This window comes from Gloeobacter kilaueensis JS1 (genome assembly GCF_000484535.1).
Taxonomy (GTDB): domain Bacteria; phylum Cyanobacteriota; class Cyanobacteriia; order Gloeobacterales; family Gloeobacteraceae; genus Gloeobacter; species Gloeobacter kilaueensis.
In genome coordinates this window covers 3600098-3626079 of the sequence record NC_022600.1, presented here as the reverse complement: position 1 = coordinate 3626079, position 25982 = coordinate 3600098, and the positions used below count along the sequence as shown (strand labels likewise).

General features: G+C 60.4%; 27 protein-coding genes. 15 read left to right on the top strand and 12 right to left on the bottom strand.

Translation table 11 applies throughout. From position 1 onward, the window contains the following. Nucleotides 1-10: 10 nt before the first annotated feature. Nucleotides 11-166, bottom strand: a complete 156-nt coding sequence (locus GKIL_RS24930) for a hypothetical protein (RefSeq protein WP_023174990.1) — start codon at nucleotides 164-166, stop codon at nucleotides 11-13. A 166-nt stretch (nucleotides 167-332) separates the two neighbouring features. Here GKIL_RS24930 and pheS point away from each other — a divergent pair, with 166 nt between their 5' ends. The 3 genes from pheS (at nucleotide 333) to GKIL_RS16810 (ending at nucleotide 3096) form a co-directional block, all read left to right on the top strand. Beyond that, on the top strand, nucleotides 333-1349 hold the full coding sequence (gene pheS / locus GKIL_RS16820) for a phenylalanine--tRNA ligase subunit alpha (RefSeq protein ID WP_023174989.1): 1017 nt from the start codon (nucleotides 333-335) through the stop codon (nucleotides 1347-1349). Nucleotides 1350-1351: 2 nt separating this feature from the next. Then, the gene (fbp, locus tag GKIL_RS16815) at nucleotides 1352-2395 is read left to right on the top strand and encodes a class 1 fructose-bisphosphatase (protein ID WP_023174988.1); all 1044 of its coding nucleotides are present in this window, start codon (nucleotides 1352-1354) and stop codon (nucleotides 2393-2395) included. Nucleotides 2396-2679: 284 nt separating this feature from the next. Then, the gene (locus tag GKIL_RS16810) at nucleotides 2680-3096 is read left to right on the top strand and encodes a DUF6220 domain-containing protein (RefSeq protein ID WP_023174987.1); all 417 of its coding nucleotides are present in this window, start codon (nucleotides 2680-2682) and stop codon (nucleotides 3094-3096) included. Here GKIL_RS16810 and GKIL_RS16805 read toward each other — a convergent pair. After that, entirely contained in the window at nucleotides 3093-3791 is a 699-nt protein-coding gene (locus GKIL_RS16805; RefSeq protein ID WP_023174986.1) for a response regulator, read from the bottom strand. The two genes, GKIL_RS16810 and GKIL_RS16805, sit on opposite strands and share 4 nt — an antisense overlap. Before the next feature lie 113 nt (nucleotides 3792-3904). Then, the gene (locus GKIL_RS16800) at nucleotides 3905-5260 is read right to left on the bottom strand and encodes a M24 family metallopeptidase (protein ID WP_023174985.1); all 1356 of its coding nucleotides are present in this window, start codon (nucleotides 5258-5260) and stop codon (nucleotides 3905-3907) included. A 55-nt stretch (nucleotides 5261-5315) separates the two neighbouring features. Here GKIL_RS16800 and GKIL_RS16795 point away from each other — a divergent pair, with 55 nt between their 5' ends. Together GKIL_RS16795 and GKIL_RS16790 are read left to right on the top strand one after the other, a co-directional pair. Then, complete coding sequence (locus GKIL_RS16795; protein WP_023174984.1) at nucleotides 5316-5762, top strand: acyl-CoA thioesterase; 447 nt, start codon at nucleotides 5316-5318, stop codon at nucleotides 5760-5762. 55 nt (nucleotides 5763-5817) lie between these two features. Next, complete coding sequence (locus tag GKIL_RS16790; RefSeq protein WP_023174983.1) at nucleotides 5818-6330, top strand: hypothetical protein; 513 nt, start codon at nucleotides 5818-5820, stop codon at nucleotides 6328-6330. A 377-nt stretch (nucleotides 6331-6707) separates the two neighbouring features. Here GKIL_RS16790 and GKIL_RS16785 read toward each other — a convergent pair whose 3' ends face one another. Further along, complete coding sequence (locus tag GKIL_RS16785) at nucleotides 6708-7865, bottom strand: acyltransferase family protein (protein WP_023174982.1); 1158 nt, start codon at nucleotides 7863-7865, stop codon at nucleotides 6708-6710. Between the two features lie 258 nt (nucleotides 7866-8123). On the opposite strand from GKIL_RS16785, the gene GKIL_RS16780 reads away from it, so the two are divergent. The 5 genes from GKIL_RS16780 (at nucleotide 8124) to GKIL_RS16760 (ending at nucleotide 14372) form a co-directional block, all read left to right on the top strand. Next, nucleotides 8124-9929 carry an aspartate kinase gene (locus GKIL_RS16780; protein ID WP_023174981.1) on the top strand — a complete coding sequence of 602 codons (1806 nt, stop codon included), beginning with the start codon at nucleotides 8124-8126 and terminating at the stop codon, nucleotides 9927-9929. 92 nt (nucleotides 9930-10021) lie between these two features. Next, nucleotides 10022-11032, top strand: coding sequence for an ABC transporter substrate-binding protein (locus tag GKIL_RS16775; protein WP_041244018.1), 1011 nt, complete (start codon nucleotides 10022-10024; stop codon nucleotides 11030-11032). After that, nucleotides 11029-11811 (top strand): ABC transporter ATP-binding protein, encoded by a 783-nt coding sequence (locus GKIL_RS16770; RefSeq protein ID WP_023174978.1) that lies wholly within the window; start codon nucleotides 11029-11031, stop codon nucleotides 11809-11811. The genes GKIL_RS16775 and GKIL_RS16770 overlap by 4 nt, the downstream gene beginning before the upstream one ends. Beyond that, on the top strand, nucleotides 11808-12659 hold the full coding sequence (locus GKIL_RS16765) for an ABC transporter permease (RefSeq protein WP_023174977.1): 852 nt from the start codon (nucleotides 11808-11810) through the stop codon (nucleotides 12657-12659). Before GKIL_RS16770 ends, GKIL_RS16765 begins: the two co-directional genes overlap by 4 nt. A 246-nt stretch (nucleotides 12660-12905) precedes the next feature. Then, complete coding sequence (locus GKIL_RS16760; RefSeq protein ID WP_144080418.1) at nucleotides 12906-14372, top strand: hypothetical protein; 1467 nt, start codon at nucleotides 12906-12908, stop codon at nucleotides 14370-14372. 53 nt (nucleotides 14373-14425) lie between these two features. Here GKIL_RS16760 and GKIL_RS16755 read toward each other — a convergent pair whose 3' ends face one another. Next, entirely contained in the window at nucleotides 14426-15838 is a 1413-nt protein-coding gene (locus GKIL_RS16755) for an ammonium transporter (RefSeq protein ID WP_023174974.1), read from the bottom strand. 244 nt (nucleotides 15839-16082) lie between these two features. Here GKIL_RS16755 and rpmG point away from each other — a divergent pair, with 244 nt between their 5' ends. After that, nucleotides 16083-16274 carry a 50S ribosomal protein L33 gene (rpmG, locus tag GKIL_RS16750; protein WP_023174973.1) on the top strand — a complete coding sequence of 64 codons (192 nt, stop codon included), beginning with the start codon at nucleotides 16083-16085 and terminating at the stop codon, nucleotides 16272-16274. 2 nt (nucleotides 16275-16276) lie between these two features. Then, a complete protein-coding gene (gene rpsR / locus GKIL_RS16745) occupies nucleotides 16277-16498 on the top strand; it encodes a 30S ribosomal protein S18 (protein WP_023174971.1) in 222 nt (73 codons plus the stop codon). On the opposite strand, the gene GKIL_RS16740 is transcribed toward rpsR, so the two are convergent. Both GKIL_RS16740 and GKIL_RS16735 read right to left on the bottom strand, forming a co-directional pair. Then, complete coding sequence (locus GKIL_RS16740) at nucleotides 16482-17390, bottom strand: alpha/beta fold hydrolase (RefSeq protein WP_023174970.1); 909 nt, start codon at nucleotides 17388-17390, stop codon at nucleotides 16482-16484. The two genes, rpsR and GKIL_RS16740, sit on opposite strands and share 17 nt — an antisense overlap. A 35-nt stretch (nucleotides 17391-17425) precedes the next feature. Then, complete coding sequence (locus GKIL_RS16735) at nucleotides 17426-18106, bottom strand: hypothetical protein (RefSeq protein WP_023174969.1); 681 nt, start codon at nucleotides 18104-18106, stop codon at nucleotides 17426-17428. 125 nt (nucleotides 18107-18231) lie between these two features. Here GKIL_RS16735 and GKIL_RS16730 point away from each other — a divergent pair, with 125 nt between their 5' ends. Continuing rightward, a complete protein-coding gene (locus GKIL_RS16730; RefSeq protein WP_023174968.1) occupies nucleotides 18232-18438 on the top strand; it encodes a hypothetical protein in 207 nt (68 codons plus the stop codon). Between the two features lie 101 nt (nucleotides 18439-18539). After that, complete coding sequence (locus GKIL_RS24280) at nucleotides 18540-19205, top strand: pentapeptide repeat-containing protein (protein ID WP_023174967.1); 666 nt, start codon at nucleotides 18540-18542, stop codon at nucleotides 19203-19205. Here GKIL_RS24280 and GKIL_RS16720 read toward each other — a convergent pair. Further along, complete coding sequence (locus tag GKIL_RS16720; RefSeq protein ID WP_023174966.1) at nucleotides 19202-20065, bottom strand: isoaspartyl peptidase/L-asparaginase; 864 nt, start codon at nucleotides 20063-20065, stop codon at nucleotides 19202-19204. The two genes, GKIL_RS24280 and GKIL_RS16720, sit on opposite strands and share 4 nt — an antisense overlap. Before the next feature lie 45 nt (nucleotides 20066-20110). Then, entirely contained in the window at nucleotides 20111-20326 is a 216-nt protein-coding gene (locus tag GKIL_RS16715; RefSeq protein ID WP_023174965.1) for a hypothetical protein, read from the bottom strand. 235 nt (nucleotides 20327-20561) lie between these two features. Between GKIL_RS16715 and dnaB the strand changes: the two genes are divergently transcribed. Next, nucleotides 20562-22781 (top strand): replicative DNA helicase, encoded by a 2220-nt coding sequence (dnaB, locus tag GKIL_RS16710; protein ID WP_023174964.1) that lies wholly within the window; start codon nucleotides 20562-20564, stop codon nucleotides 22779-22781. Here the strand turns inward: dnaB and GKIL_RS16705 are convergent. The 3 genes from GKIL_RS16705 to GKIL_RS16695 form a co-directional block, all read right to left on the bottom strand. Beyond that, the gene (locus tag GKIL_RS16705) at nucleotides 22775-24103 is read right to left on the bottom strand and encodes a metal-dependent hydrolase family protein (protein ID WP_023174963.1); all 1329 of its coding nucleotides are present in this window, start codon (nucleotides 24101-24103) and stop codon (nucleotides 22775-22777) included. The genes dnaB and GKIL_RS16705 overlap by 7 nt on opposite strands. Before the next feature lie 101 nt (nucleotides 24104-24204). Then, complete coding sequence (locus GKIL_RS22920; protein WP_023174962.1) at nucleotides 24205-24789, bottom strand: BON domain-containing protein; 585 nt, start codon at nucleotides 24787-24789, stop codon at nucleotides 24205-24207. A 170-nt stretch (nucleotides 24790-24959) separates the two neighbouring features. Continuing rightward, nucleotides 24960-25922, bottom strand: a complete 963-nt coding sequence (locus tag GKIL_RS16695) for an ABC transporter ATP-binding protein (protein WP_023174960.1) — start codon at nucleotides 25920-25922, stop codon at nucleotides 24960-24962. Between the last annotated feature and the right edge of the window lie 60 nt (nucleotides 25923-25982).

The following is a 25982-nucleotide window of genomic DNA, read 5'->3' as shown; positions in this document are numbered from 1 at the left end:
AAACTGTCGATCAAGGAGCCTGAGCGCCGGTATCGTTGTCCTCGAAAGCGCCTCCCGGCCCGGAGCGCCGGTTGTAGCGGCCAGTCATCTGTTTTTTGCGGTACTTGCGGGCGTTGGCCCGGTTGCGCAGAGCTTTTTCTTTTTTCTGGTTGCGGCGCTTCGCCATTCCTGTGTCTCCCTATCGGTGCGAATTTCTGCAGGTCTCGTCCGAGCCTGCAGGGCACACCCTCCGCTCCCGGACCGCTTTTGATCACAAGCTTTCCCATCCTACCACTGCGCTCAGGCGGTCATGGGGCACGATAAGATTGTTCAGGTGCCTGGATGAGCCCACGATGAAAGATCAACTTGACGCACTGCAACTTGAGGCACTGGGAGCGATCCACAGTGCGGCGGATCTGAATGTACTGGAGCGCATCCGCGTCGATTTTTTGGGCAAAAAAGGCAGGCTCTCGGCGATTTTGGGAGGTATGGGCCGTCTGAGCACCGAGGAGCGTCCGCTTGTCGGTGCCCTCGCCAACAAAGTCAAAGCCCGGATCGAGGAAGCGCTCGAAGCCCAGCGGCTCGATCTCGAAGAACAGCAGATTGCCAGGCGTCTGGAAGCCGAGCACATCGACGTGACGATGCCGGGCCGCTTCGTGCCGCCCGGACGGCTGCATCCGCTCACCTCCACCACCGATCGAATCGTCGATGTCTTCGTCGGCTTAGGTTTCACCGTCGCCACCGGCCCCCAGATCGAGACAGATTATTACAACTTCGAGGCGCTCAACACACCTGCCGACCACCCGGCCCGCGACATGCAGGACACGTTTTATCTGAGCGACGGGCTGGTCCTGCGTACCCAGACTTCCTCCGTCCAGATTCGCTACATGGAGGAAAACGAGCCGCCCATCCGCATCTGTGCCCCCGGACGGGTCTACCGCCGCGACCAGGTGACCAATCGCCATTCGCCGGTCTTTCACCAGGTCGAGATTCTCGCCGTCGATGAGGAGATCACCTTCGGCGATCTCAAGGGCACCCTGACGTTCTTTACGCAGGAGCTGTTCGGCGATCGGCCCGTGCGCTTTCGGCCCAGCTACTTTCCTTTTACCGAACCGTCGGCGGAGGTCGATGTCCAGTGCCGCTTCTGTGGAGGCAGGGGCTGCCGCGTCTGCTCCCACACCGGCTGGCTTGAGATCGCCGGTTGTGGCATGGTCGATCCAAATGTCTTTCAGGCCGTGGGCTACGATCCAGAAAAGGTGCAGGGTTTTGCGGCGGGCATGGGCATCGAGCGCATCGCCATGCTCCTCTACGACATCAGCGACATCCGCCTTTTTTACACCAACGACTGGCGTTTTTTGCGCCAGTTCTAGCGATGAACACTTCTTCTCTCACTCCGCTTTCGAAGGGCATTACCCTTTACCAGCACATCCTGACCCAGCAGGTGCAGCAACCCGAAATAAGCGGCGAATTCAGCGGCCTGATGGTCCAGATCAGCCTGGCAGCCAAGCTGATCTCCCGCCAGCTGGCTCAAGCCGGCTTGGTCGAAAACGTCCTGGGATTTACCGGCGAGACGAATGTCCAGGGCGAGCAGATCCGCCACCTCGACCAGTACGCCAACGAGACGTTTATTCGCGTCTTCAAAGACACCAACCTCGTCTGTCTGCTCGTCTCCGAAGAACTCGAAGATCCGCTGCCTCTTTCTAATAGCTGTCCACTGGGCAGCTACGCCCTCATCATCGATCCAGTCGATGGTTCGAGCAACATCGATGTCAACGTCTCGGTCGCCTCGATCTTCTCGGTGCAGCGGCGTAACCCGGCGGCCCACGACCAGATGAGCGGCCTGTTGCAAAAAGGCACCGAGCAGGTGGCGGCAGGCTACGTGCTCTACGGCCCAAATACGATGCTTGTCTACACCAGCGGCCAGGGGGTCCACGGCTTTACCCTCGACGCTGGTCTGGGCGAATTTGTCCTCTCGCACCCGAATATCCAGATTCCGGTGCGCGGCGAGTATTACAGCATCAACGACGCCTACTCCAGCGACTGGCAACCCGCCGTCGGTGCCTTTATCGACTATCTCAAGCAGGCCCGCTCGCGGGGCGAAAAAGCCTACTCCGCCCGCTACATCGGTTCGCTCGCCGCTGACTTTCACCGCACCCTGCTCACCGGGGGCATCTTTCTTTACCCTGGCACCGTGGCCAAGCCCAAGGGCAAGCTGCGACTGCTCTACGAAGCACAGCCGCTGGCCTTCATCGCCGAGCAGGCGGGCGGGCGGGCCAGTACCGGCAGCGAGCGCATCCTCGACATCGAACCCACCTCGCTGCACCAGCGCGTGCCGCTGATTCTAGGTAGCCCCCACGAAGTCGAGCTGGCCGTCGCCTTCTTTACCGACGCTTCTCCTGTCCGAAAGGCTGTCTAGCCTTTTTGGAGGGGGTAGAAAAATGAATGCACCGCAGGCGTGCCTGAAAATAACGAGCACTTAGCTTCTATGCCAATCCTTAGGTTTCCCCAACTTAGAGCAAACTGTGGGAAATCTAGCAACTGTCTTCTGCTTTTGGAGCGAGATCTGCTTGCTTGAACGAGGATGTTCACCTACCGTTGCCCGATGGCCCTGTTGCCTGGAAGGCTATAAACTGTACCCTTTCGAGGACTGGCCGGAGAGCCAGGCAGCGCTTAGGGTGGTTCTGGTGATTGGGTATCAGAATGGCAGCTTCTAAGATTTTGCAACAACAACGCCTCCCCAGCCGCTGGAGCCAGGGCGGGTTTCTGGTGGTGGCTGTGCTGTTGAATCTGTTTTTGATCGCTCAGCTCATCAGCGTCGGGCTCGCCGTCTTTCAGGAGCCCGGCTGGTGGAACCTGCACGTGCTACTGGTGCACAGTTTCGGTGGCCTTGCGATCCTGCTGCTCGGCTGGGCACTACTGGAGCCTTTTGGCCGCAAGATTCTGGGCTTGAGCATCGGGCTTGCGGTCCTGCTCGGCCTACAGTTTCTCACGATTCACCTCGGTCCGCCCTTGAATGTGCTCCATCCCTTGAACGGCTTTTTGCTGTTTTCGACTTCCAGCACGCTCGTGCATTACGCCTGGCGCGCTTTTTTTAAGCGTCCGGCAAGCGAGGTCTAGCGTACCAGTCCAGAGCGCAGGGCAAGCACCGCCGCCTGGGTACGGTCGTCGGCACACAGCTTGCTCAAGATATTGCGGACATGGGTTTTGACGGTGCCCACAGTGATGTAGAGTTCCTGGGCGATGCCCTCGTTGGAGTGGCCCTTGACGATGAGCTGCAGCACCTCCAGTTCGCGCTCGGTGAGGGGCGAAGCTTCGAGAATTTGCGTCAGCTCCGGATCGGCGGCCTGAATCGAGGTCTGGCGGCCACCGGTAGCGGAGTGGGCGGAGCGCGAGCGCAGGTCGTTGAGCACGACACCGGCGATGGCCGGGTCGATGTAGCTGGTACCCTCGTGGGTCTTCTCGATTACACCCAGCAGATCTTTGGAGGCGATGTCCTTCATGCAGTAAGAGTCAGCCCCCGAGGCAAAGGCGGCGAGCACCGTCTCGGCATCGTCGCGCATGGTGAGAATCAAAACCAGCAGCTCTGGAAACTCCGCCTTGGCGCGGCGGGTCACCTCGACGCCATCGATGCCGGGTAGCCCGACATCGACGATCGCCAGATCCGGGCGCATCTGCTCGATGAGCTTGACGCCCGTCTCGCCCGTAGATGCCTCGGCGAGCAACTTGACGTTGGGATACTGACTGAGAGCCATGCGCAGGCCAGCGCGGGTCAGATCATGATCTTCGACAAGGACGATGCGGATTGGTTCCATAGGGCGGTAGCCTGGCTTTTGAATGAAAGATTCCGTTTCTACTACACCACGCCAGGCAGAGTCAGTCCTCTGCCGGAAGACAGAACATATACTGACTGTACTTGTCTCAGTACCTAGCGCACCAGCCAGAAGCGGTCCTGCCGCTGGTAGGCCCAGCGCGGTTTGCCGGCAGCATCGACGATAATATCCTCTTCCTGAGCCGATCGCACCCGCTGACCACCCCATTCGCTCACCGGCGTCGTCGCCTGCAGTTCGACGGCGAACCATTCACCGCCGATCACCGCATGATCGCCCCGGCCACTCACGCCCTCCTGATGATCCCAGAGGCCGATGAGGGGCCCGGCCCCGTGGCCGTTAAGCCCGATCGGATGGGAGTAGATCGTGCCGTCGATGCCGGCCTCGCGCATCTTCGATTGGGCGGCTCTCAGCACCTCGTTGCCGGTGCGACCGGGCCGGATCTCAGCTAGAACAATGTCCTGAAGGCGGTTGGAGTGGGCGAGGGCGGCCTTTAATCCGGCTGGGGCATCGCTCTCGCCGTCTTTGAGGACGTAGGCCAGATGCTGGGTATCGGTCTGCAATCGGAGGGCGACGATGCCGGTGTCGCAGTGCAATAGGTCACCTTTTTGAATCACCGGGTCTTCGCCCAACTGCTCCTCCGTCGCTCCCTGCCGCTGTAGATCGACTGTGGGCTGAAACCAGACCCCCAGGCCGCGCTCGGCGATGAACTGGCGCATCCACCAGACCACGTCGCTGGTGCGGGTGAGGCCGGGGACAATCACTTTGCTTGAAAAGGCGGTCTGAATCATCTGCCAGGTGAGTTCGTTGAGCTGGCGGTAGAACGGTTCCTCCTCCGGCAGCCGACTGGCGATGAGGTCCACCGCCAGACCTTCGGCCCGCCTGAAACGGCTCGTCCATTTTGGGCCGAGCGCTTCGCTCATCCCCTCGTACTCCCCAGCGCTCAGGCCGTCGGCGAAGGCAAAGGTGCGCGAGATGTCGATGGCGATCGTGCGCGGCTGCCGATGTTCGATCACGTCTTTGAGAGCCAGCCACTGCTCGTCGCCCCACAGCTCGGCTGAGCGGGTGCCCGTCGCCCCTTCTACCTGTTTTTCGGAGCGCATTGCCGTATAGACACCGCCCTGGGAACCGCCGCCCAGGGCAAGGCGTTCGATCCCCAGCCGGGGGCCACGATCAAAAAAGACATAGATCGTCCGGCGGCGGGCGGAGAAAGTCGTCGGCGACACCAGAGCGCTGAAGACCGGATCTTCGTTGTACTCGCGCATCGGGATCACCCACATATCGACGCCATAGCGGCGCATCAACTGGGGCAGCACAGTTTCGATGCGCCGGGAGAGCCACTGCTGCTGCCGTTCGGCCTGCTCGCGCTGGGTGCCAAACGGTTGCAGGGGATTCGCCCGAACCGGCAGGGCAGCCACCAAAAGCAACAACAGGACGAGGATCGTTTTTTTCATCGCCGGGGGCGGCTGTGGGTAAACACGTTGCAGTATAGCGGCTTCCGGACAGACGATGCTTTCTCGTAGGATTGAGGGGCTGAACGAGCGCTGTGCTGTGGCCTACGAGGACATTTCGATCACCCTGCCGGTGCGTCCGAACGACCTGGACAGCTTTGGCCATGTCAACTACGCCGCTTTTTTAGAGTACATGGAGGCGGGGCGGTGGGCCTGGCTGTCGCACCACTTTCGCCGCCAGAATCCGGGCAAAATTCTACCGGTGGTCGCACGGCTTGAAATCAACTACCTGCGCGAGGCGCGCCTGGAGCCACTGCAGGTGCTCACCCAGCTTGAAGCGGCAGCGGAATCCCCCTACCACGTTTATTTTCGGCAACTGGTGATCGTCGAGCGCGACGGGCGGGCGCTCAGCGCCACCGAGGCCCGCGTCAAGATGGCCTTTATGCATTCGCTGACCCGCAGTCTCTCCACCGTGCAGGCTTTTATCGAAGAAAACCAGGACTGAATTCTCCTCTGGCCCCAGACGGTTTAATCTGAATTCTGGAGTCAGGAGAACATCGATGCGCTGGTGGCAATTGGCCGTGGGACTGGGCAGCTGTCTGGGTGCGGTGAACCCGCAACCGGCCTGGGCCGGGAAGGTGATCGATCAGGATCTATCGGTCTCCTTTACTCCGCCGCCGTACTTCCAGACCACCAAACAGACCACCCCAGGGCCGGTCCACTTCGTCCTCGTGCCGCCGGACAAGTCCGTGACGATCAGCACCGGTGCCCAGTTCGATCGCAAACTGCACAATGCCCCTCCTTTCAGCCCCGCCGAGGCAAAAGCCCTCTGCAACCGGGCAGCCGCCCTGGTGCCGAAGGGTCTGGTCCTCAAGCAGAGCAACCGCTTCGTCCTCGACAGCCAGAACGGCGTCGAATGCCAGTTTACCGGCAGCGCCGGGCGCACCGTTCACTGGATCGGCGCACCGGTCCCGGCCCAACTGGTAATGTTTTTTGCCGACTGGCCCAAACCGCCCTCAAAGGAGCAGGTCGCCACCTTCCGGCAATTTCTAGGCGGTGTACAAATTTTCTGACCAAACACATCACTGGAATACTTGAGCTGTAGTATTCGGCTTGGCTGGCTGCTTCTTGTCCTGTTTTCTGTTCTTTTTTGGTATCCATAGAAACACATACGCTTCCTGAGCTTGTGCGCGTAGAAGGTTGCTAAAGGCTCCCTCCGGTCCCCTTCCCTGCAGGGAAGACAAGCTTGCAACTATCATTACCTATCCTGCTTGCAGCCCAGTTACAGTGAACCCCCCCTCTTCTCCTCTGCCCGGCGGGGCAGGGGAGGAGAGCGGGGGGCAGGGGGGGTGTGGAGGGGTGGGGACGGTTTTAGAAAATACCCAAAAGCAAAAGAACGACCAGCTCCAAAAAGCCGGCCTGCTCGGTGGTCTCGCAGGTCATGCTTACTTCAGCGCGATAAATTCAAAAAGGGCCGCTCGAATATTCGATAAAACAACCAGGCGACAGCCGTTGCGCAAATCGTCCCGAGCGACGGCAACATCCAGAACCACTGCACAGGCGTCAAAGCCAGAGGCTTGAGCCCAAGGCGCACAATCGCCAGAATCGGTGCGTGAACCAGATAGAGGCTGTAAGAAAACATCCCACAGGCCACCAGCCAGCGCGCACGCAGCACCTTCAGCACAGCCATTCGCTCAGCAGAGGGACTGCTGCAGGCTACCAGAAGACAGGCCGCTGCCAGGCCCACGAGGGGATCGATAAGGGGCAGACGATCAAGTACCCACCAGAAAGAAAAGAGCGCACCCATCGCCCCAACTGCCAGTGCCAGCAGCAGGCTGATCCCTGCCCAGGGTATATTCTTGCGCCAGGCCGCAAAGCCCGGCTGTACCGAGATCGCTGCCGCCACCATCCCCAGAGCGAACAATCCGAGAAACCACGGACAACTCCACTCCAGATAACCGTGCAAAAAATACAGCGGGATATAGCCAACGACAAAAGCGAAAAACATGACAAACAGAGGGCCAAAACGACGCCAGAGCGGCAGTAGCACCAGTGAAAAAAGAAAGTAAAACTGCCACTCCAGTGCCACACTCCACATCGGATAATCGATCTTTTTGACCCAATTGGCGCTGAAATTGTGGATAAGTAACAGATGCGGCAGCAGCGCTTCGAGGCTAAAAGCTGGTAAGGAATTGTCCCAGATCGTGTGATCGAAATGCCCGAGGCCGTCAACTGCAGCAATCAAGAGCAAGCACAGCAACAATGCGCCGTAGTAGGGCGGCAGGATGCGCTTTGCCCGCCGCTTGAAGTAATGGAACAGTCCCTTTGGAAGGCTGTAATCCGGCGTTCGAGCCACCGACAACATCAGACAATAACCCGACAAGACGATGAAGATGGCCACCGAGAAGTGGCCATAGTGCAACCATTGTGAGCTATAGATGAGCGCAGATGGCAGCTGCGGCGAATCGACATCTATATAAGCGTGATGCAGAACGACGAACAGAGCAGCCAGACCGCGCAGACCATCGAGATGTTCGAACCTCTCGGGTAGCTTATTAACTGCTTTTGACAACGTAGAGGGATTTTGAGCTAACACAGACTGAACCATTCACTGTCCTGTACTCTTTAGCACACCCTCAGCATAGTTGCCTGTAATTGCTTATACACCTCTATATCGGGTACGTCGTCGATACAGGTTCAACCTCTGGCTACTGGGCACAGAAGCGGGAGTGCCGGTTTGAAGCGATGGGCACCAACGAGGTGCAGGGCTGAGTGTGGAGCGCTCTGGGGGCTGCTGCCCTTGAAACGTCGCTTGTGCGGCCCGATACCAACCGATAGACTCGTTAGGACTGATTGAGCGTCGAGCGTGGGTCTGATCGTTCAAAAATACGGTGGTACGTCGGTGGGGACGGTCGAGCGGATGCGGGCGGTGGCGGAGCGCATCGAGCGCACCCACCGCCAGGGACACGACCTGATTGTGGTTGTCTCGGCGATGGGCCACACCACCGACGGCCTGCTGAAGCTGGCAGGCGAACTGCACTGCGAGCCAGACCTGCGCGAGCTGGATATGCTCCTTACTACGGGCGAACAGCAGAGCGTGGCACTTTTGAGCATGGCGCTGCACGCTCTGGGTTGCCGGGCGGTCTCACTTACCGGAGCCCAGGTGGGTATCGTCACCGAGCCTAACCACACGCGGGCGCGCATCCTGCGCATTCACACAGGCCGGATCGCCGAATTGCTGGAGGCGGGCTACGTGGTCGTGGTGGCGGGTTTTCAGGGGATCTGTCACGGTCGGTTCTGGGAGATTACGACCCTGGGCCGGGGCGGCTCCGACACCAGTGCCGTCGCCCTGGCTGCCGTGCTCAACGCCAGCCGCTGCGAGATCTATACCGATGTGCCCGGAGTGCTCACCACCGACCCCAGGCTCGTTAAAAACGCTGCTCTGCTCGATGAAATCACCAGCGAGGAGATGCTGGAACTGGCCAGCCTCGGTGCCCAGGTGCTCCATCCGCGCGCCGTCGAGCTTGCCCGCAACTTTGCGGTGCCCCTGGTGGTGCGCTCAAGCTGGAGCGATGCCCCCGGTACCGCCGTGCTCTCGCCGCCTCTGCCGGTGCCACGGGCGATCGACAACCTTGAGACCGAGCGACCGGTAGACGCCGTGTTTATCGACAACAATCAGGCCAAGATCGCCCTCCTGCAGGTGCCCGACAGGCCCGGTGTCGCTGCAACTTTGTTCAATTACCTGTACCGCGCCGGGATCGATGTGGATCTGATCATCCAATCGATCCACCATCCCAACGCCCGGCAGCCCACCAACGACATCGCCTTTACCGTTCAGCGCTCCGATCTGCGCGCCGCAATCGCCGCAAGTGAAGCTGCCGCTGCCGAACTGGGCAACTGCCGGGTAATCGTCGATCCGGCCCCGACCAAGGTGAGCATCCGGGGGGCTGGGATCATTGGCCGTCCGGGGGTGGTCGTGCAGATGTTCAAGGCGCTGGCCGAAGTCGGCATCAACCTCCAGATGATCTCGACTTCGGAGACCAGCCTCAGCTGTGTAATCGCCGGATCCCAGGCGGAGGCCGCCGGGGCAGCCCTCTGCCGCCAGTTCAACCTGCGCGAACCTATCTACGAAGCCGCCCCGGTCGTCAGTATCGCCAGAGCGCCCGTCCAGGCAGTGCGGGGCGTTGCCCTCGACACCAATCAGGCCCAGGTCGCCATCTTGCAGGTGCCCGACCAGCCGGGGGTAGCTGCTGCGATCTTCCAGTGCCTCGCTCATGAAGGCATACCGGTAGACATGATTGTTCAGTCCCAGCGCGGGCTTGCCACCAACGACATCGGCTTTACCGTCCATCGCGGCGCGCTGCAAGCGGCGGTGCGTGCTCTCACTGCGCTCTGCCAGACCTTTGAGGGCTGCGGCGGTGTCGTCGTCCGCGATACGGTCGCCAAGCTCAGCCTGGTCGGTGCGGGCATCGTCGGCACCCCCGGTGTGGCGGCGCGGATGTTCGAGACCCTCGCCGCTCTGGGCACCAACATCGAGATGATCTCGACCTCGACGATCAAAGTAAGCTGCATCGTCGATGCCGCCCTGGCCGAAGTGTCACTGCAGGCGGTCCATCGCGCCTTTAATCTGGGCAGTGGTGCCGGTGTCGCCGTCGAGGGCGAACAGCACTGACTCCCTGGAGCGCCGCCGCTTCGTAGTTTACGGCACTAAACACGCCGGAGGTGGGTGGCACGATGGGGCGTAACTTTGTTGAAGCTGCGCGGATGTTTTCAAAAAGCCGCTGGGACCGTCGCCGCGTCCTCGCCCTGGCCGGGCTGGCGCTCACCGGTTGTGCCGGTCAGGCGCGCACTTCCCGCCCTGTCGCTACCACCGTCGGCATCGTCGATTGGGTCGGCTACGCGCCGCTGTACGTTGCTGCTCAGAAAGGCTTCTTTGCACCGCTGGGCCTCGATCTGGTGGCGCGCACCTTCCCGTCTCCCGGCCAGGGCACCCTCGCCTTTGCCGGTGGCCGGGTGGAGGCCGCTGCCGACGTGACCGCCGGGGCAGTAGATCTCAAGGCGCGGGGCAAGGATTTTCGGGTGGTGATGGTCGTGGACCGCTCGCTTGGGGCGGACGGCCTGCTGGCCAGCAACCACATCGGTAACATCGCCGATCTCAAGGGGCACAAGGTGGCCCTCGAATATGGCTCGGTGAGTCACTTCTTCTTTTTGCAGGTGCTGGCCCAGGCGGGCCTCGGCAGCCAGGATGTGACAATCGTCAACACGCCCCCCGATGCCGCTGCCGCCGCCTACCGCAGCGGTCAGGTCGAGGCGGCGGTGAGCTACGCTCCTTTTTTGGGGGCAGCTAACCGGGCGCGTCCCGACGGTCGCATCCTCTTCGATTCTTCGCGATTGCCATCGGCGATCAGCGACATCTACCTGTTCGATGCGGGTTATATCAAAATCTACCCTGAGAAGGTGCAGGCATTTGTCACTGGCGTCCTGCGGGGTCTGGCCTACCTTGAGGCTCATCCGGACGAAGGCTACGCGATCACCGCCCGCCAGATCAAAATCCAGCCCAGCGAGGTCAAAACCTACCTGCAGGGCATTCGCCTTGCGGATCTGGCCACCAATATCGACATGCTTACCAACCCCAATAGCCCCGTCTACCTGCTGGGCTCGATGCGGTTGCTGGCGCGCTTTCTCAAAGACCAGGGCCAGATCCAGGCGATTCCCGATCTCGATAACCTCATCGATCCCCGCTTTGTTCTTGCCGCTCGCTCGAACCCGTCATGACTGCCACTCTCGCAATCTACCAGCTCAGCAAATCTTTTGCGACCCGCAGCGGGCCACTGCTGGTGCTCGACGACATCTCGATGCGCGTCGAAAGCAACGAGTTCGTCTGCCTGGTGGGCAGTTCCGGCTGCGGCAAATCGACCCTGCTCAATATTGTCGCCGGTCTGGAGGAACCTACGGCGGGCGAAGTGCTCCTGGCGGGCCACCCCGTCGAGGGACCGGGAGCTGATCGGGGCATGGTCTTCCAGAACTACACGCTCTACCCCTGGCTCACCGTGCGCGGCAACGTCGAATTTGGCCTCAAATTGCGCCGGGTCGGAGTGGCGGAGCGGCGCGAGCGGGTCGATCGCTACATCGAGATCGTGGGCCTCACCCGCTTCGCCGACAGTTTGCCCAGGGCTCTTTCCGGCGGCATGAAACAGCGGGCGGCGATCGCCCGCGCCATGGTCAACGAACCGCAGATTTTGCTTCTGGATGAGCCTTTTGGTGCCCTCGACTGCCAGACCAAAGAGACACTGCAGGAATTTTTGTACTCGGTGGTCTGCCGCAGCGGGATCACGGTGCTGATGATCACCCACGATGTCGAGGAGGCGGTGTTTTTGGCCGACCGCATCTATGCGATGTCGGCCCGACCGGGGCGCATCGCCCGCGAGATCGAAGTTCCCCTGGGCCGGGAGCGCTCCCTCGCCTGCAAGCGCACGCCCCGCTTTCAGCAAATCGAACAGCAGATCCGCGATCTTTTGCGCTCCCACTCCCCCCTTGCCGAGGAGGCCCAATGAGACCCGCCCTCGATTCGCCCACTGCCCCTGGAACTGCCCGCTCCAGATCCCGAAGCCGCCCCTCCCCACTCTGGGCGGTGCGCGCCGATATTCCCCGGCGGCTGTACCTGCTTGCGGTCTGCCTCTCGATCCTGGTGCCGCTCGGAGCCTGGATCGTGCTCAGTACCACCGGGCACGTCGATGCGCTGTTTATGCCGACGCCGCTGTCGGTCTGGCAGGCCGCCCTGCGCCTTGCCCAAAGCGGCGATCTGGTAAACGACTCGCTTGCGAGCATCTCGCGGGTGATGGCAGGCTTTTTGCTCTCGGCGGCGATCGCCGTGCCGCTGGGGCTGCTCATCGGCACCTTCAAATTTATCGAAGGACTTTTTGAACCGATGCTGGGGCTGATTCGCTACATGCCCGCCGCCGCCTTCATTCCGCTTATCATCCTCTGGATCGGCCTCGACGAACCGGCGAAGATCGCGATTATCTTTATCGGCAGCTTCTTCTACAACACCTTGATGGTCGCCGACGCCGTCAAGTTCGTGCCCGCCGACTGGCTCAAAGTCAGCTATACCCTCGGAGCCGGTCGGCGCGATGCCTTTTTTCGGATAATCCTCCCGGCCACTCTGCCCAACATCATCGACACCCTGCGCATCAACATCGCCACCGCCTGGAACTTTGTGGTCGTCGCCGAGCTGATCGCCGCCAACTCGGGCCTGGGCTACCGCATCCTCATCTCCCAGCGCTTTCTTAAGACCGACGAAATCTTCGTCGGCATCCTGCTCATCGGCCTGATTGGCCTGGCCATCGACGCCGCCTTCAAGGGACTGTTTCGCCTGCTCGTCCCCTGGGCCGTCGATCGGTAGCCACGAAAAAAGTGGAATTGCTCTACAATTTGGAACTGTGCCTGGAGGGGGGTGCTCGCCCTGCCCCGCCGGGTAGATGTCTCCAATCAGGTAGCAATGCTGTTGAAGAAAGCACCCTTTCAGATCATTTTGCAACTGTTGTTCTACGCAACTCTCGCTGTTTATAGCTATCAGCTTCTGGCAGACCCCCACTTCAATCCTATCGACGATTACCAGTTTCTTGAGACGACCCAGGTCGGCAAATTCTTGCCGCCGTTTATCGTTCCAGACATCTCCCGCTTCTGTCCACTGCTGGGATTCGAGTACAACGTCATCACCCGACTACTGCCGGCGACGCCTGTTTTCTATTTTGCCTACCATCTGCTGCAGTTGCTTATCTTTTCGTTTCTCAGCCTGCAGATCCTCAAGCGAGCAACTCGCAACGTTGCGCTGCAGTACGCCATCTTGCTGTTGTATATCACCACGCCTGGCTTTATTACTGCACTGTTTAGACCCTTTGTGGGCGAGCGAAGCGTGATCTTCTGGTTTACGATATTTCTCTTCTTTTATTTCAAATTTCAAGACAAAAACAAGATTTTGTCTTTCGGCACTGCTCTCCTCTGCGCCAGCATTGCCCTTTATTACAAGGAACCCGTCTTCCTGATGCTGGGAAGCTTTGCGCTGCTGCATCTGGTAAGCAGCTGGAAAACATCGGCCCTGGCTGCCAAGTGGCTCGACGGCAGCCTGCTCATCAGTGCAGGCATCTACGGGTTACTGTACTTTGTGTTCGTGTATCTGCAGCGCGGTCCCCTCAATTATGCCGCGACAATACACAATCAGGATCTTATACAGCAGGTCATTAGCTTTTTTCAGAGCGATCCACTGCTATTTCTGTTCTTGCTTCCCCTGCTGGTCATCCGAGTGGTGGCTATCACAACGCGAAGAGCACAGTTTCATAGTTTCTACGACTCGCTCCTCCTGGCAGCCCTCATCTATATTCTCGTCTACTTCAAGCTGGCGATAGCCGGGCAATACTACCTTCAGCCTGCCTACATTGCAATAATGCCCGCTCTCGCTTATAACTTCAAACCTGGCTGCGAGAATCAGGTTCAAAAGGTGCAGTTCTCCTATGCTGTCATTGCGCTGGTATTCGTCTTGATGAGCAATCCCACACAGATTTTTCCAAAATCGCTGCCATCGACCTTGAACAAGTACAAGTACGTAGCATCCAATTACGACCCTATGTTAAATTATCTGGTCCAGGACGTTCGCAGTAGAGCCAAAGGAAAACGAGTCAATATCTTCTTGAATTTGAACAAGAATAGCGGCTACGAAGCGTACTGGAGTTTCATCAAGTTTCTGCAGTACAAAGGTTTAACTTCCCGACAATTTGATGTAAAAACTGACCAGCCCGAGAATGATTTCTATAAGTTCAATATCACCGATCCCTACTCTCCCTACAGCGTTCTTAAGAGCAATCAGCCCAACAAAATTGCCAGAGGCGACTATCTGGTCGTTTTACCTTTACTGCAATACAACTATGTCGAGCCGACCTACGAGCGGCTCGACGCACAGCACAAAAACAGCTACGACGACACCGAATGCCTGCACACGATCGATGGGCACTATCGGCTGTTGTTTCGCACCAACAACCAGTTGGGTCCGCCGGTAAAAGCGGCGCGGGGAATGCTCTGTCGCTTTGAGCCCAATTATTACGTCTTTGAGTATCAATAAAAAACGCCCCCATTGGGGGCGTCTCACGCTTACGGAGCTAACCGATGTAAAAACTACTCCTGCTGCTGGGTAGCAGCCTGGGTAAAGCCCTGGGAGGAGGTGACGACGCCCTCCTCGATGGCGCTGCCGAAACTGCCCGCCAGACCCAGGTACGCTTCTTCGCCGTGCTCGCTGATGTCGAGCCCTTCGAGTTCGGCCTGCTCGGACGCCTTGAGGCCCAGGGTAAATTTGAGCGCCAGCAGGATGACCGCCGTCGCTGCCGCCGCGTACAACCCTGTCGCACCGACGGCGATGAGCTGGGTGACGACCTGGCCCGGATTTCCGGCAATCAGGCCATCGGCGGGGGCACCGACCGCCTTGGCGCAGAAGACGCCCGTGAGCACCGCCCCCGTAAAGCCGCCCAGACCGTGGCAGGCAAACACGTCGAGCGAATCGTCGTAGCCAAACTTTTTCTTGAGCTGAATCGCCCCGTAGGAGATGATCGCCGCGATGCCGCCCAGAGCAATTGCCGAGAGGGGCGAGATGTAGGCGCAGGCCGGGGTAATTGCTACCAGGCCCACCACCGCCCCGGTGGCTGCACCGACGGCGGAGGGCTTGCCATTTAACAGCGTCTCAAGGAGCAGCCAGGTGCTCATCGCGGCGGCGGTCGCCACGTTGGTGGTGACAAAGGCGAGGGCAGCGGTGCCGTTGGCGGCGGTCGCCGAACCGGCGTTGAAACCGAACCAGCCAAACCAGAGCAGGCTTGCTCCCAGCAGCACAAAAGGCACGTTGTGCGGCGGCATCGGCTGGTTCGGGAAACCCCGGCGCGGCCCGATAATCAGCGCCGCCACCAGGGCAGAAACCCCGGCGGTAAAGTGAACGACCGTGCCGCCGGCAAAGTCGAGTGCGCCCAGAGCGCCGATCCAACCGGCGACTTTTTCGCTGCCGGCGGGGTTGCCCAGCGACCAGACCCAGTGAGCGACGGGCGAGTAGACGACCACCGACCAGAGCATGATAAAGACGACGTAGGTCTTGAACTTCATCCGATCGACGATCGCCCCGGAGATGAGGGCCGGAGTGATAATCGCGAACATCATCTGGAAGACCATGAAGGCCAGATGGGGCGTCGTCGTCGCGTAGGTCTCGCTCGGGTCAGTGTTGACGCCATTGAGGCCCAGCCAGGCAAAGCCACCCAGAAGACCGCTACCGGGCGCAAAGGCGAGCGAATAGCCCACCACCGTCCAGACAAGAGCAATCACGCCCAGGGCAACGATACTCATCATCAGCGTATTGAGCGCGTTCTTGCCGCGCACCAGACCGCCGTAAAAAAACGCCAGACCGGGTGTCATCAACAACACCAGCGCCGAAGAAATCAGCAGCCAGGCCGTATCGCCCGTATCGATTTTGGGTCCGTCCGCAGCATAAACAGGAGCAGCCACAAGCAAAGCCGCCAGGGCGCTCAGGCTCCCCTTCGTTATCCGGTTCATCTAGGTTGTCTCCCCGCAATTGCCACCGCACTGAGGGCCAGAGATCAGGTGGTCGTTAACAGTTTGTAGTGAGAGTTAAGCGAATCCTTAACCAATGTTTTGTATCAAGGAATACGTGAAGCCGGTTTTCTGTATACGAATTGGCAGACGGGCGAGCGATGGCCCAACTTTGGCGAACCTCTTTGAGAAACGCGCCCTGATGTGGAATAATTAGAGATCGTGCAAAGACTGGAGATCGACAGCCATGGCGAAGCCTGGTGCCCGCATCATTATTACCCTCGAGTGTACCGAGTGCCGGAGCAATCCGACCAAGCGTTCGCCCGGCGTTTCGCGCTACACCACCAGCAAAAACAAGCGCAACACGACGGGGCGCATGGAACTCAAAAAGTTCTGCACCCACTGCAACAAGCACACCGTTCATAAAGAGATCAAATAGCGATGACCTTTGGATACCGTGGCAAGCGGGTTTCACCGATCCCGCCCAAAGACAAGATCGACTACAAAGAAGTGGACCTGCTGCGCAAGTTCATCACCGAGCGGGGCAAGATTCTTCCCCGGCGGATCACCGGACTGACCGCCAAACAGCAGCGCGATCTGACCGTGGCGATCAAGCGCGCCCGCATCCTGGCTCTGTTGCCCTTCGTCAATCAAGAAGGCTAGAGCCAATCGCGCCTGCAGCACAAAATTGCCCAATAAGTTGGGCGGTGCGCTCGGCCTTTTCGAGGTGCGGCACATGGCCACACTCAGGAATCCAGACCAGTTGACTGTGGGGGATTTTTTGCTGAAAATGCCCGGCGGCTTCGGTTCCAAGGATACGGTCGCGCTCGCCCCAGATAATCAAAGTCGGGGCAGCCAGTTGGGCCAGTCGCTCGCCCAGATAGCCGTAGCCGCCGCTGCGGGTAAAGGCGACAATCGCCCTTCGCCAGTTGGGCATCGTCAGGTGCAAAGCGCCGCAGCGCTGGGCATCGGGGGTAGCAAGGCTCAGATCGGCGTAGGCGTTGGCGCTCACCCGCGAGCGCACAAAGCGGCTGCGCAAGAATTCGGCTGCAAGCGCGTCCACCGGCGGAAACAAAAACCGACCAGGATTGGGAGCCGGGCTGCCGCCCACACTGTCGATCAAGACCAGCCCGGCTACCGCCTCTGGCTGGGCCAGGGCAAAGTCGATCGCCGCCGCGCCGCCCATCGAGGCACCGACCAGGACGACGGGCCGGGCGATCTGCTGTTGCCAGAAGCTTTTTAAGTGCGCGCAGATGGTCTGCGGCGTGTAGGCGAGAGTGGCGGGCCGTTCGCCAAAACCGAAACCCAGCAGATCGATGGCCCAGACGGCAGACGTCCTGGCCAGAAGCGGCAATAGCCTGCGAAATTCGAGCACCGAGCTGTCGAAGCCGTGGAGCAACAGCAGGGGCGGTTCGCCTTCGCCCTGGCGCACGTAAGTTGTCCGCACCGTCCCTTGTGCAAGCGCCACTGGCACCGACTCGATGCGTTCGAGCACAGCGAGCGCTGCCGGTTCCCCCAGTTCGCGGGCTGCCGCCGGTAAAAAACTGTCACCCATACTCTTCAGGGTAGGACTGTTGTAGATTTTCTGGCTCAAGCTCCCGCTTTGATCTTGCGATAGCCGGCGACGCCCAGCCCGAAAAGCCCCAGGCCAAGCAGACCAGGCAGCAGGGCCGGTTCTGGAACAATCGCCGCTGCGCCGTCGAGGCTGATCGAATAGGGGCCGGTGACGGTGGAGCCTCTGTTGCCAGTCCAATCCACCAGCGGAGCAGACCCCCCTGGCCCGGTCGGTCCGCCGGAGCCACCGGCGGTGACATCGAAGATCTGACCGCCGCTGCTGAAGGGCGTGTTTCTAAAGTTGTTGATCGCCAGATAGTAGATCGAACCCACCGTCAGATTGCTGGCGCTCAAACTGGTCTGGCCACCTGCACCGTTGTTGCTCCAGAACACCCCGAGGCCGCTGGAGTCGAACAAGAACAGCTCGGCGCTGCCGGTGGACGGAAAAGACGTTACTGTTGCGGTGAAAGTCGAGCTGGTAACCGTAAAGCCGTAGAGGTCGATGCCGCTGGGGGTGATCAGGCTGCCCTGGATTCCGGTCAGAGGGCCAGTTCCCGTCAGGCCCGGTGACGGGTCGGTGATCAGCTGAGCGGTGCTGATCATGCGGCTGCTGTCGCCCCCCTGTTCGGTATAAAGTTGGGCGGCAGACAGACTGCCGGCACTGAGGGCGACTGCGGCGAACAGCGTCAAAGCTAGACTGAGGGAATATTTGAGCATCTTTTGGACACCTCTGGAGGAAACACGGCCAACCTTTGCGATAGATGATACACCAATCGGCGCACTTAGAAAACCGGTAAACCCTGACATCGACGGACGACAGCTATCGCTCACAAGGACAGATCATGCCCCAGGGCCAGGACATCGCGAACTTGATTTTGTTTGTGCAGAGCGAGATTTATCTTTATCGCAACACTGGCGACGGCAAACATCTGGACAACTGCCTTGCAGAACTGCGCCGCGCCATCGAATACCTGGAAGTGGAACCCTGGTACACAGAGCTTCTGGAGAGCGTGCGCGATCAGCTCGGACGCCTCGATGAGTGGGGATAGGTTTGCGCTTGAGCGCAATGACACTTCTATCAGCCGATAGAGGAAATCTCACCCGTAGGATGAGGAGATGTTGTTAAGGCAGGTGCTTCAATCATTCCCTCATGGCTATTTCGGCACACGTTATCTGGCACGACTGGACCCACTGGCGGATTGTCTGTTCGCGCTGTCATCGGCGCTTACTCCCCCAGCAGTGGACCGGCAAGGGCGGCGAGGAATGGCCGCAGGACAGACGGGCGGCGGTTCGCTTGCTCGCCGAAGGGGCGCGCCGTCAGGCCCAGCGCTGTGACGGTTGTGGTCGGCAATTTCGCTTCCTCCGACGCTCCTACCCGCTTCAAGATCCGGGCGAACTGGTGGTGCGCCATCGGCAGGGCCAGCATCCCTTTGAGACGATCGAGCTGGTGGGCGGCGATCTGAGTACCCTCGAACTTTCGGGAGCCCTGATGATGGAGGCCAACTTGAACGGCAGTTGTCTGGTAGCCTCCTGTCTGCAGGCTGCCAATCTTACGGGCGCATCGCTCATCGGCAGCGACCTGCGCAGTGCCCGCCTGCAACGCGCCGATCTCAGCGGTGCGGTGCTGCTCGGTGCCAACCTCGACGGCTCCGATCTCGAAGACGCAAAGCTCATCGGCGGTGACCTGCGCGGTGCCAGTTTGCGCTGGGCCAACCTGCAGGGAGCCCAGCTGCGCGGTGCCCTCCTCGACGAGCGCAGCCTGCGCGGTGCCCGTCTGTGCAATACGGTGCTGCCGGATGGGCAGGTAGTGGCTTAAAACGTCGCCAGAAACTGGCCATCGTCGCCGTAGCAGGCGGCGACGAGAATGCCCATCGTCACCGACCAGCGCGCGTTGCCCAGGCCATCGACGCCGATCGCGGCAAAGTCGCGCTCGCGTGCTGCCGCCTCAGCGAAGGAGCGCTCGAAGGCGTCTTCGAGGCTCATGCCGTCGCCCACCCGCACACAGATGCGCGCCGCGAGCGCCTCGTCGAGGATGTCCTCGCCGTGGCCGGTGCAACTGACGGCACAAACGTCGGTGGCGTAGTTGCCCGCCGGAGTACACGAATCGCTTACCCGGCCCACCCCGGCCATAAAGCGCCCGCCGGTGGAGGTGGCAGCGGCAAGCCCACCCGCCCCATCGACTGCCGCCGCCCCGACCGTGCCGTGGGTGCCGACAAAAGCACTGTCGAAGCGCCGCTCCGCCCAGCGCCGGATTACCTCCGGCTGAGCTGGTTCGTAGACCGGCGCACCCTGGGCGCGGGCGAGCAATTCTGCGCCGTGCGGATCGAGCAGGCGGTCGCTCCGCTCCTGCAGAATCTGGGCAAGCCGGATCGGATTTTTGAGGTAGCGGGCGTTGACGAGGCCACTGAAGCGGCGGCGCTGACCGTCCATCAGCGCACAACTGAGCCGGATCTGGCCGTCGCGCTGGATCGTCGCTCCGGTACCGGCGTTGAAGAGGGGACAATCTTCTAAGAGTTCACAGGCTCTTATCACCGCCTGCAGGGCGTCCTCGCTTTTAAGAACGCTCGTCGCCTCCTGGAGGATCGGTGCAAGGGCTTCGCGGCGGATGGCCCGGCTCGCCTCGTCGGCCTCGGTGGCTCCCAGGCCACCGTGAATGATCAATCTGGGTCGGGGCATCGGCTCTCCAGCGCTGCGCCTATCTTACAGGAGCGGACAGGGAGGTTAGCCGAGTTCTGCTGTCTCGATCCAGATCCAGCCTGCCAGCAATCCGGAGACGAACAACAAAACCAGCGGCAGGCTACCCGTCGCCAGAAGCGGCATCTGGCCGGTGAGCGCAACGTGGATCAAGGTGGCGCAGGCCAACAGTGGAATCGAGATGCCGATGCTGCAACCGAGAATCTGGAGGGTGTGGCGGCGGCGCAGGTGCTGCGAGGTCATAGTCACTTCCGGGTGGTGTTTGCAGCTATCAAACCACCGCCTCGGGGCCGCTGCTATGGCGGCGCTCGCAGTTTCGATTGCGCTTGAGCGTACCTTGATGAAGCCTGTCCGGCAGCGATCCGGGCGCAGCGCCGGAAAATGTAGGCTCCTCGCTAGATGTAGTGTAGGATAGCGTCTCTGAGTGCTCACCCGGCTCCAAGAGTACAGATTTTCTACGACGACGACGAGCAAAGCCATGACCTCCTCCGATCTTGACCTGCGCATCGAAGACCGCCTGCCGCCTCAAAACATCGACGCGGAGGAGACGATTCTGGGCGGCATCTTGATGGACTCCGAGGCGATCACCCGCGTCGTCGAGCACCTGCGGCCCGAGGCGTTCTACGTCGAGTCCCACCAGATCATCTACCGGGCCGCCCTCGCCCTGCACGCCCAGGGCCGGCCCACCGACCTGCGGATCATGACCGCCCACCTCGAAGACAACAAGCTCATCGAGAAGGTGGGGGGCCGTCCTTATCTAAGACGGCTCACCGACGCGGCGATCAACACGATCAATATCGACGAGTACGCCCGCCTGATCTCAGCCAAACACGCCCTGCGGATGCTGATTCGGGCTGGGCAGGAGATCACGGCCCTGGGTTACGACTCGGCCAGCGAAATTGCAAAGTTGCTCGATCGAGCCGAGCAGATCCTCTTTGCCGTCACCCAGGAGCGGGTGCAGCGCTCGCTGGTGCCCGCCTCCGAAGTGCTCATGAACATCTTCGAGCAGCTCGAAAGCCGCTACCAGGACGGCAGCAACGTCTTCGGCATTCCCACCCACTTCTACGACCTCGACAACTACACCCAGGGTCTGCAGCCTTCGGACCTGCTCATCGTGGCCGGTAGGCCCGGCATGGGCAAATGCTGCGCCGCCGACACTCCCATCGTCGATCCGCTCACAGGCGACCTGTTGACGATTGGCGAGGTCTTCCGGCGCGGGGCAACCGGTCAACCTGTGGCCGTGCTCTCGCTGGTGGGTGATCAGAACCTGAGGCCGGTAGGGGCGAGCGACTTTATCGACGACGGCATCAAACCCCTCTACCGCGTGCGCACCCGCTCTGGCCGGGAGGTGCGGACCACCCTTACCCACCCCTATCTCACAGAAGCGGGCTGGCAGCCGCTACACCGCTTAAAAGTGGGCGATCGGATCGCCGTACCGCGCCGCATCCCGGTTTTTGGCCACCAGAGCCTGCCGGAGTCTCAAATTCTTCGGCTCGCAGAAGCTGTTCAAAAAGCAGGCCCTGCGACCCCCTTCTCCCACTGGCAAGCAATCTTTCGGCTGCCGGAAGGGCAACTGGCCCGCTTTCTTGCCCACCTGTTTGCCCATGGCGGCCAAATGTGCTTTCGTACTGTTTCAAAGGCGACTGGCCACGTCGTCCAGCATCTGCTGCTGCGCTTCGCCATTCTCTCCAGCCTGAGCGCAGCGCAGCACGGCTATCGATTAGAAATTCTTCCCGAAGATGTCCAGCGATTCGTAACTGCAATTGGTATTCAAGCTAAAAGGCTTCCCGTCGTGGCGGGCATCGCCGAAAGGAGATCTGCTACATCCGCGACGACTGCCGAAAATCCAACGTTTTTAGGACAACAGGAAACATCAGCTACTGCCTCGGGTGACATCTGGTGGGATGCAATCGTTTCGATCGAATATACGGGCAACGAACAGGTCTACGATCTGACCGTTCCCGGTTCTCACAACTTTGTCGCCGCCGACATCTGTCTGCACAACACTGCTTTTTCCCTCACCATCGCCCAGAAGATCGCTCAAAAAGTCGGCCTCCCGGCGGTAGTTTTCAGTCTCGAAATGTCCAAAGAACAGCTTGTTCAGCGCCTGCTCTGTGCGGAGGCGGGGGTCGAAAGCCATCGCCTGCGCGCCGCACGGATCAGCGAAAACGAGTGGCAGCGCATCGGTCAGGCGATCGGCGAACTGGCGAGCATTCCGCTCTATATCGACGACTCGCCCAACGCCACCGTCACCGAAATCCGCTCCAAGGCGCGGCGGCTGCAGGCCGAGCAGGGCGGGCGGCTAGGGCTGGTGATGATCGATTATCTGCAACTGATGGAAGGAGCCGGTTCCGACAACCGCGTGCAGGAACTTTCTAAGATCACCCGTGGCCTCAAGGGACTGGCCCGCGAGTTGCGGGTGCCGGTGATGGCCCTCTCCCAGCTTTCAAGAAGTGTCGAAGCCCGCACCAACAAGCGGCCCATGCTCTCAGACCTGCGTGAAAGTGGAAGTATAGAGCAGGATGCGGACATCGTGATGATGCTCTACCGCGACGATTACTACAATCCCGACTCGCCGGATCGCAACATCGCCGAGGTCAATATCGTCAAACACCGCAACGGTCCCACCGGCACCGTCAAGCTGCTGTTTGAAAACCAGTTCACCCGCTTTTTGAACCTCAACTCCGGCGGTCACTGAGGGGCGGCAGCCAGACCGCTCTGGCGCGTATTTTTGATCACCTGCCCCTCCTTCATCACGAAGAAGACCTTTTCGGTGGCGGTAATGTCGGCGGTCGGATTGCCGGGGACAGCGACAAGATCCGCCAGTTTGCCCTTTTCGAGCGTTCCGACCTGGGAGGCGATGCCCAGCAGATCGGCGTCTACCGAGGTCGCCGCTTTCAAAGCATCGATCGGCTTCATCCCTAAGCCGGTCATCAGGCCGAATTCTCTGGCGTTGAGGCCGTGGGGCGAGACGGCAGAATCGGTGCCAAGGCCAATCTTGACGCCCATCGCGACAGCGTGGCGGAACATGCTGGAACGGGCTGCGAGAGCCGCCTTCGCTTTGGCCGCAATTTCGGGCGGAAACTTGTCGGCCTTGCCGCCGGTCCACTCGCCCGCCAGCAGCGTCGGCACGAGGTAGACGCCCTTTTGTTTCATCAGGGCAAGGGTATCGTCCTTGAGAAACGAACCGTGCTCGATCGAATCGACTCCAGCCTCGATCGCTTCTTTGGCAGCGCGGTCGCCGTGGCAGTGGGCGGCCACTTTTTTGCGCAGGCGATGGGCCTCGTCCACCAGGGCAGTCATTTCTGCAAGAGTAAGCTGCGGTGTGTCCACCTCGTCGGCCAGAGAGAGCACGCCGCCGGAAGCGCAGGTCTTGATCACATCCGCGCCGTACTTGACCTGGAAGCGCACCGCCTCTCGAATCTGGTCCGGACCGTTTGCCACCCCTTCCTTGTAGTCGCTCTCTTTTCCCAGCACGTTGAAGCGCAGGCCAGTCGTATCGCAGTGGCCGCCCGTTGCCCCGATCGCATGAACGGCCACCAGCATCCGGGGGCCGGGAACGAGCCCTCTGGCAATCGCGTTGCGCAGGCTCACGTCGATAAAATCCTGGCTGCCCACGTCGCGGACAGTGGTAAAGCCGGCCTCCAGCACTTTTTTGGCGTAGGAGGCGGCGTAGTACGCCTGCTCAGGGATCTGGCGGCGAAAGCCATCGATAAAATCTTGCTTGTAATCGTCGGAGGCTTCGCCGCTCAGGTGGGTATGGGCGTCGATGAAGCCGGGACTGAGGGTAGCGTTGCCCAGGTCGATCACCGTCGCACCGGGCGGAATCGCGAGATTGCTGCCCACCTCGACGATCTTGCGGCCCTCGACGAGGACGACGGCGTTGGATAGGAGCGCGTCGGATTTGCCGTCAAAAAGACGGGCGGCCTTGAGGGCAACCGGTGCCGCACTTGCGGCGACAGCACCCCCAACCACCCCCAGCAATGCACCCAGGCCAGTGAAGAGACGAAACAGAGACACGGCGAGGCTCCAGGCAAAACATTGAAAGATACAGTACAGCAATCGCCCCTGGCAGATCGCCTGGTTCTCTAAATGTTTTTAGAACCCCGCCGTTCTGTCGCTCAGCCCTTACCGGTAGTCAGCTCGGACTGCACCTGCTTCACACCCTGGATTTCTTTGGTCAGGGTAGTGGCCTTGGTGATATCCGCCTCGGTCGGCACCTTGCCCTTGAGGGTGACGGTTCCTTCTTTGGCCGTCACGGCGATGCGGCTCTGCTGAATATTCGCTTCGAGCTTGCTGCGGACCTTGCTTTCGAGATCGCCGTCGCTCACCTTGCCGGTGCGGTCCTCGCGCTGCTCGCGGGCCCGGATGTCGGAGTTGAGCTGCCGCTTGCGGGTGTCACTGGCGGCGTCTTTGGAAGCATCGGCGGGGGACTCACCGCTGCCGGCAGTCTGGGCACCGTCGGTGTTGCCGACAGCGCTATTGGCCTGTTGACCGGCATTACCCGCTGCCTGGCCAGCGGCGTTGCCAGCATTGTTGGCGGCATCGCCGGTGCTGTTCGCAGCGTCCTGGCGCTGGTTTTCGGCGCGCTCGTTGGAGGCGACTTGATCCTGACGGACACCCTCGGCATTCGGATTCGGATTGCTGCAGGCTGCCAGGCCAAGAATCAACGGCAGGCTCAACAAAAGTGCTTGGGTCTTTTTCATCTCGGTTAAACTCCTGGATCTGATGATTCAGCCGTGAGACAAAGCCTTCAGCATTTGCCCACCTCCCCGCCCGATTCGGCAGGGACATTTTGATACTAGAAACGGCGGACGTGTCTTCCCTCTGTCCCAGGAAGGCTTCTTCACTGCCGCGATCTCTACCTGTCGGCTGTTCAGGTGTCGAGCAGTTGTCCCTGGTGGGCGGCGACGGTGGCCTGAAAAAAGTCCTCCAGCGATGGGCGCTCGCCTCTCAGTTCGATGAGCACCGCCTCCGGCGGTAGAGCGGCGACGAACTCGCGGGGGGGAAGCTTGAGGCGGCCCCGGATACGGTTGCCCTGGCAGTCGAGATCGGCCAGCAAAGGCTCCAGGGCTCGGGGATCCTTGCCCTCCAATTCTGCCCGGTAGGTGTGCTTGCTCCCCAGCAATTCGGTAAGGCTGCCCTGGCGGACGAGTTCGCCGCCAATGAGAAGGCCGATGCGGTCGCACAGCAGTTCAACGTCTGTGAGGATGTGGCTGTTGAAGAAGATCGTCCGGCCCTCGGCGCGCAACTGCAGCAAGATCTCGCGGAAACGGTGGCGACCGAGCGGATCGAGGCCCGACATCGGCTCGTCAAGAAACAATAACTGCGGATCGTTGATCAGTGCCTGGGCCAGTCCGAGCCGCTGCAGCATTCCCTTGGAGTACTTGCGCAACGGTCGGCGGCCCGCGAGCCGCGATAAACCGACGCGATCGAGCAAGGCGTCCACCCTCTGCTTGAGGAGGTGCCGGGGCAACTCGAAGAGCCTGCCTGCAAAGTAGAGCACCTCCTCGCCGGTCAAAGCGTCATAAAAATACGGATTTTCGGGCAAATAACCGATGCGCGATTTTACAGACTCATCCCCCAGTGGACAACCCAGCAGCGTCGCTTTGCCCCCGCCTGGCCGAACGATACCCAACAAAATTTTTAGCAGCGTCGTCTTACCGGCACCGTTCGGTCCCAATAGTCCAAAAGTTTCGCCGACAGGCACCTGCAGGGTGCAGTTCTTGAGCGGATAGAGCCGCCTATTCAGCCAGAAACCGGAGCGAAAAGATTTGCTCAGATTCTGGATGTCGAGGGCAATCGCCCCAGTTTCAGACGACAGATCCTCGGACGGCATGACCAGCTTCCAGGCGCTCCTGCAAGGGATGCCCAATCATAGCCGGGTCAGTGCCACAGC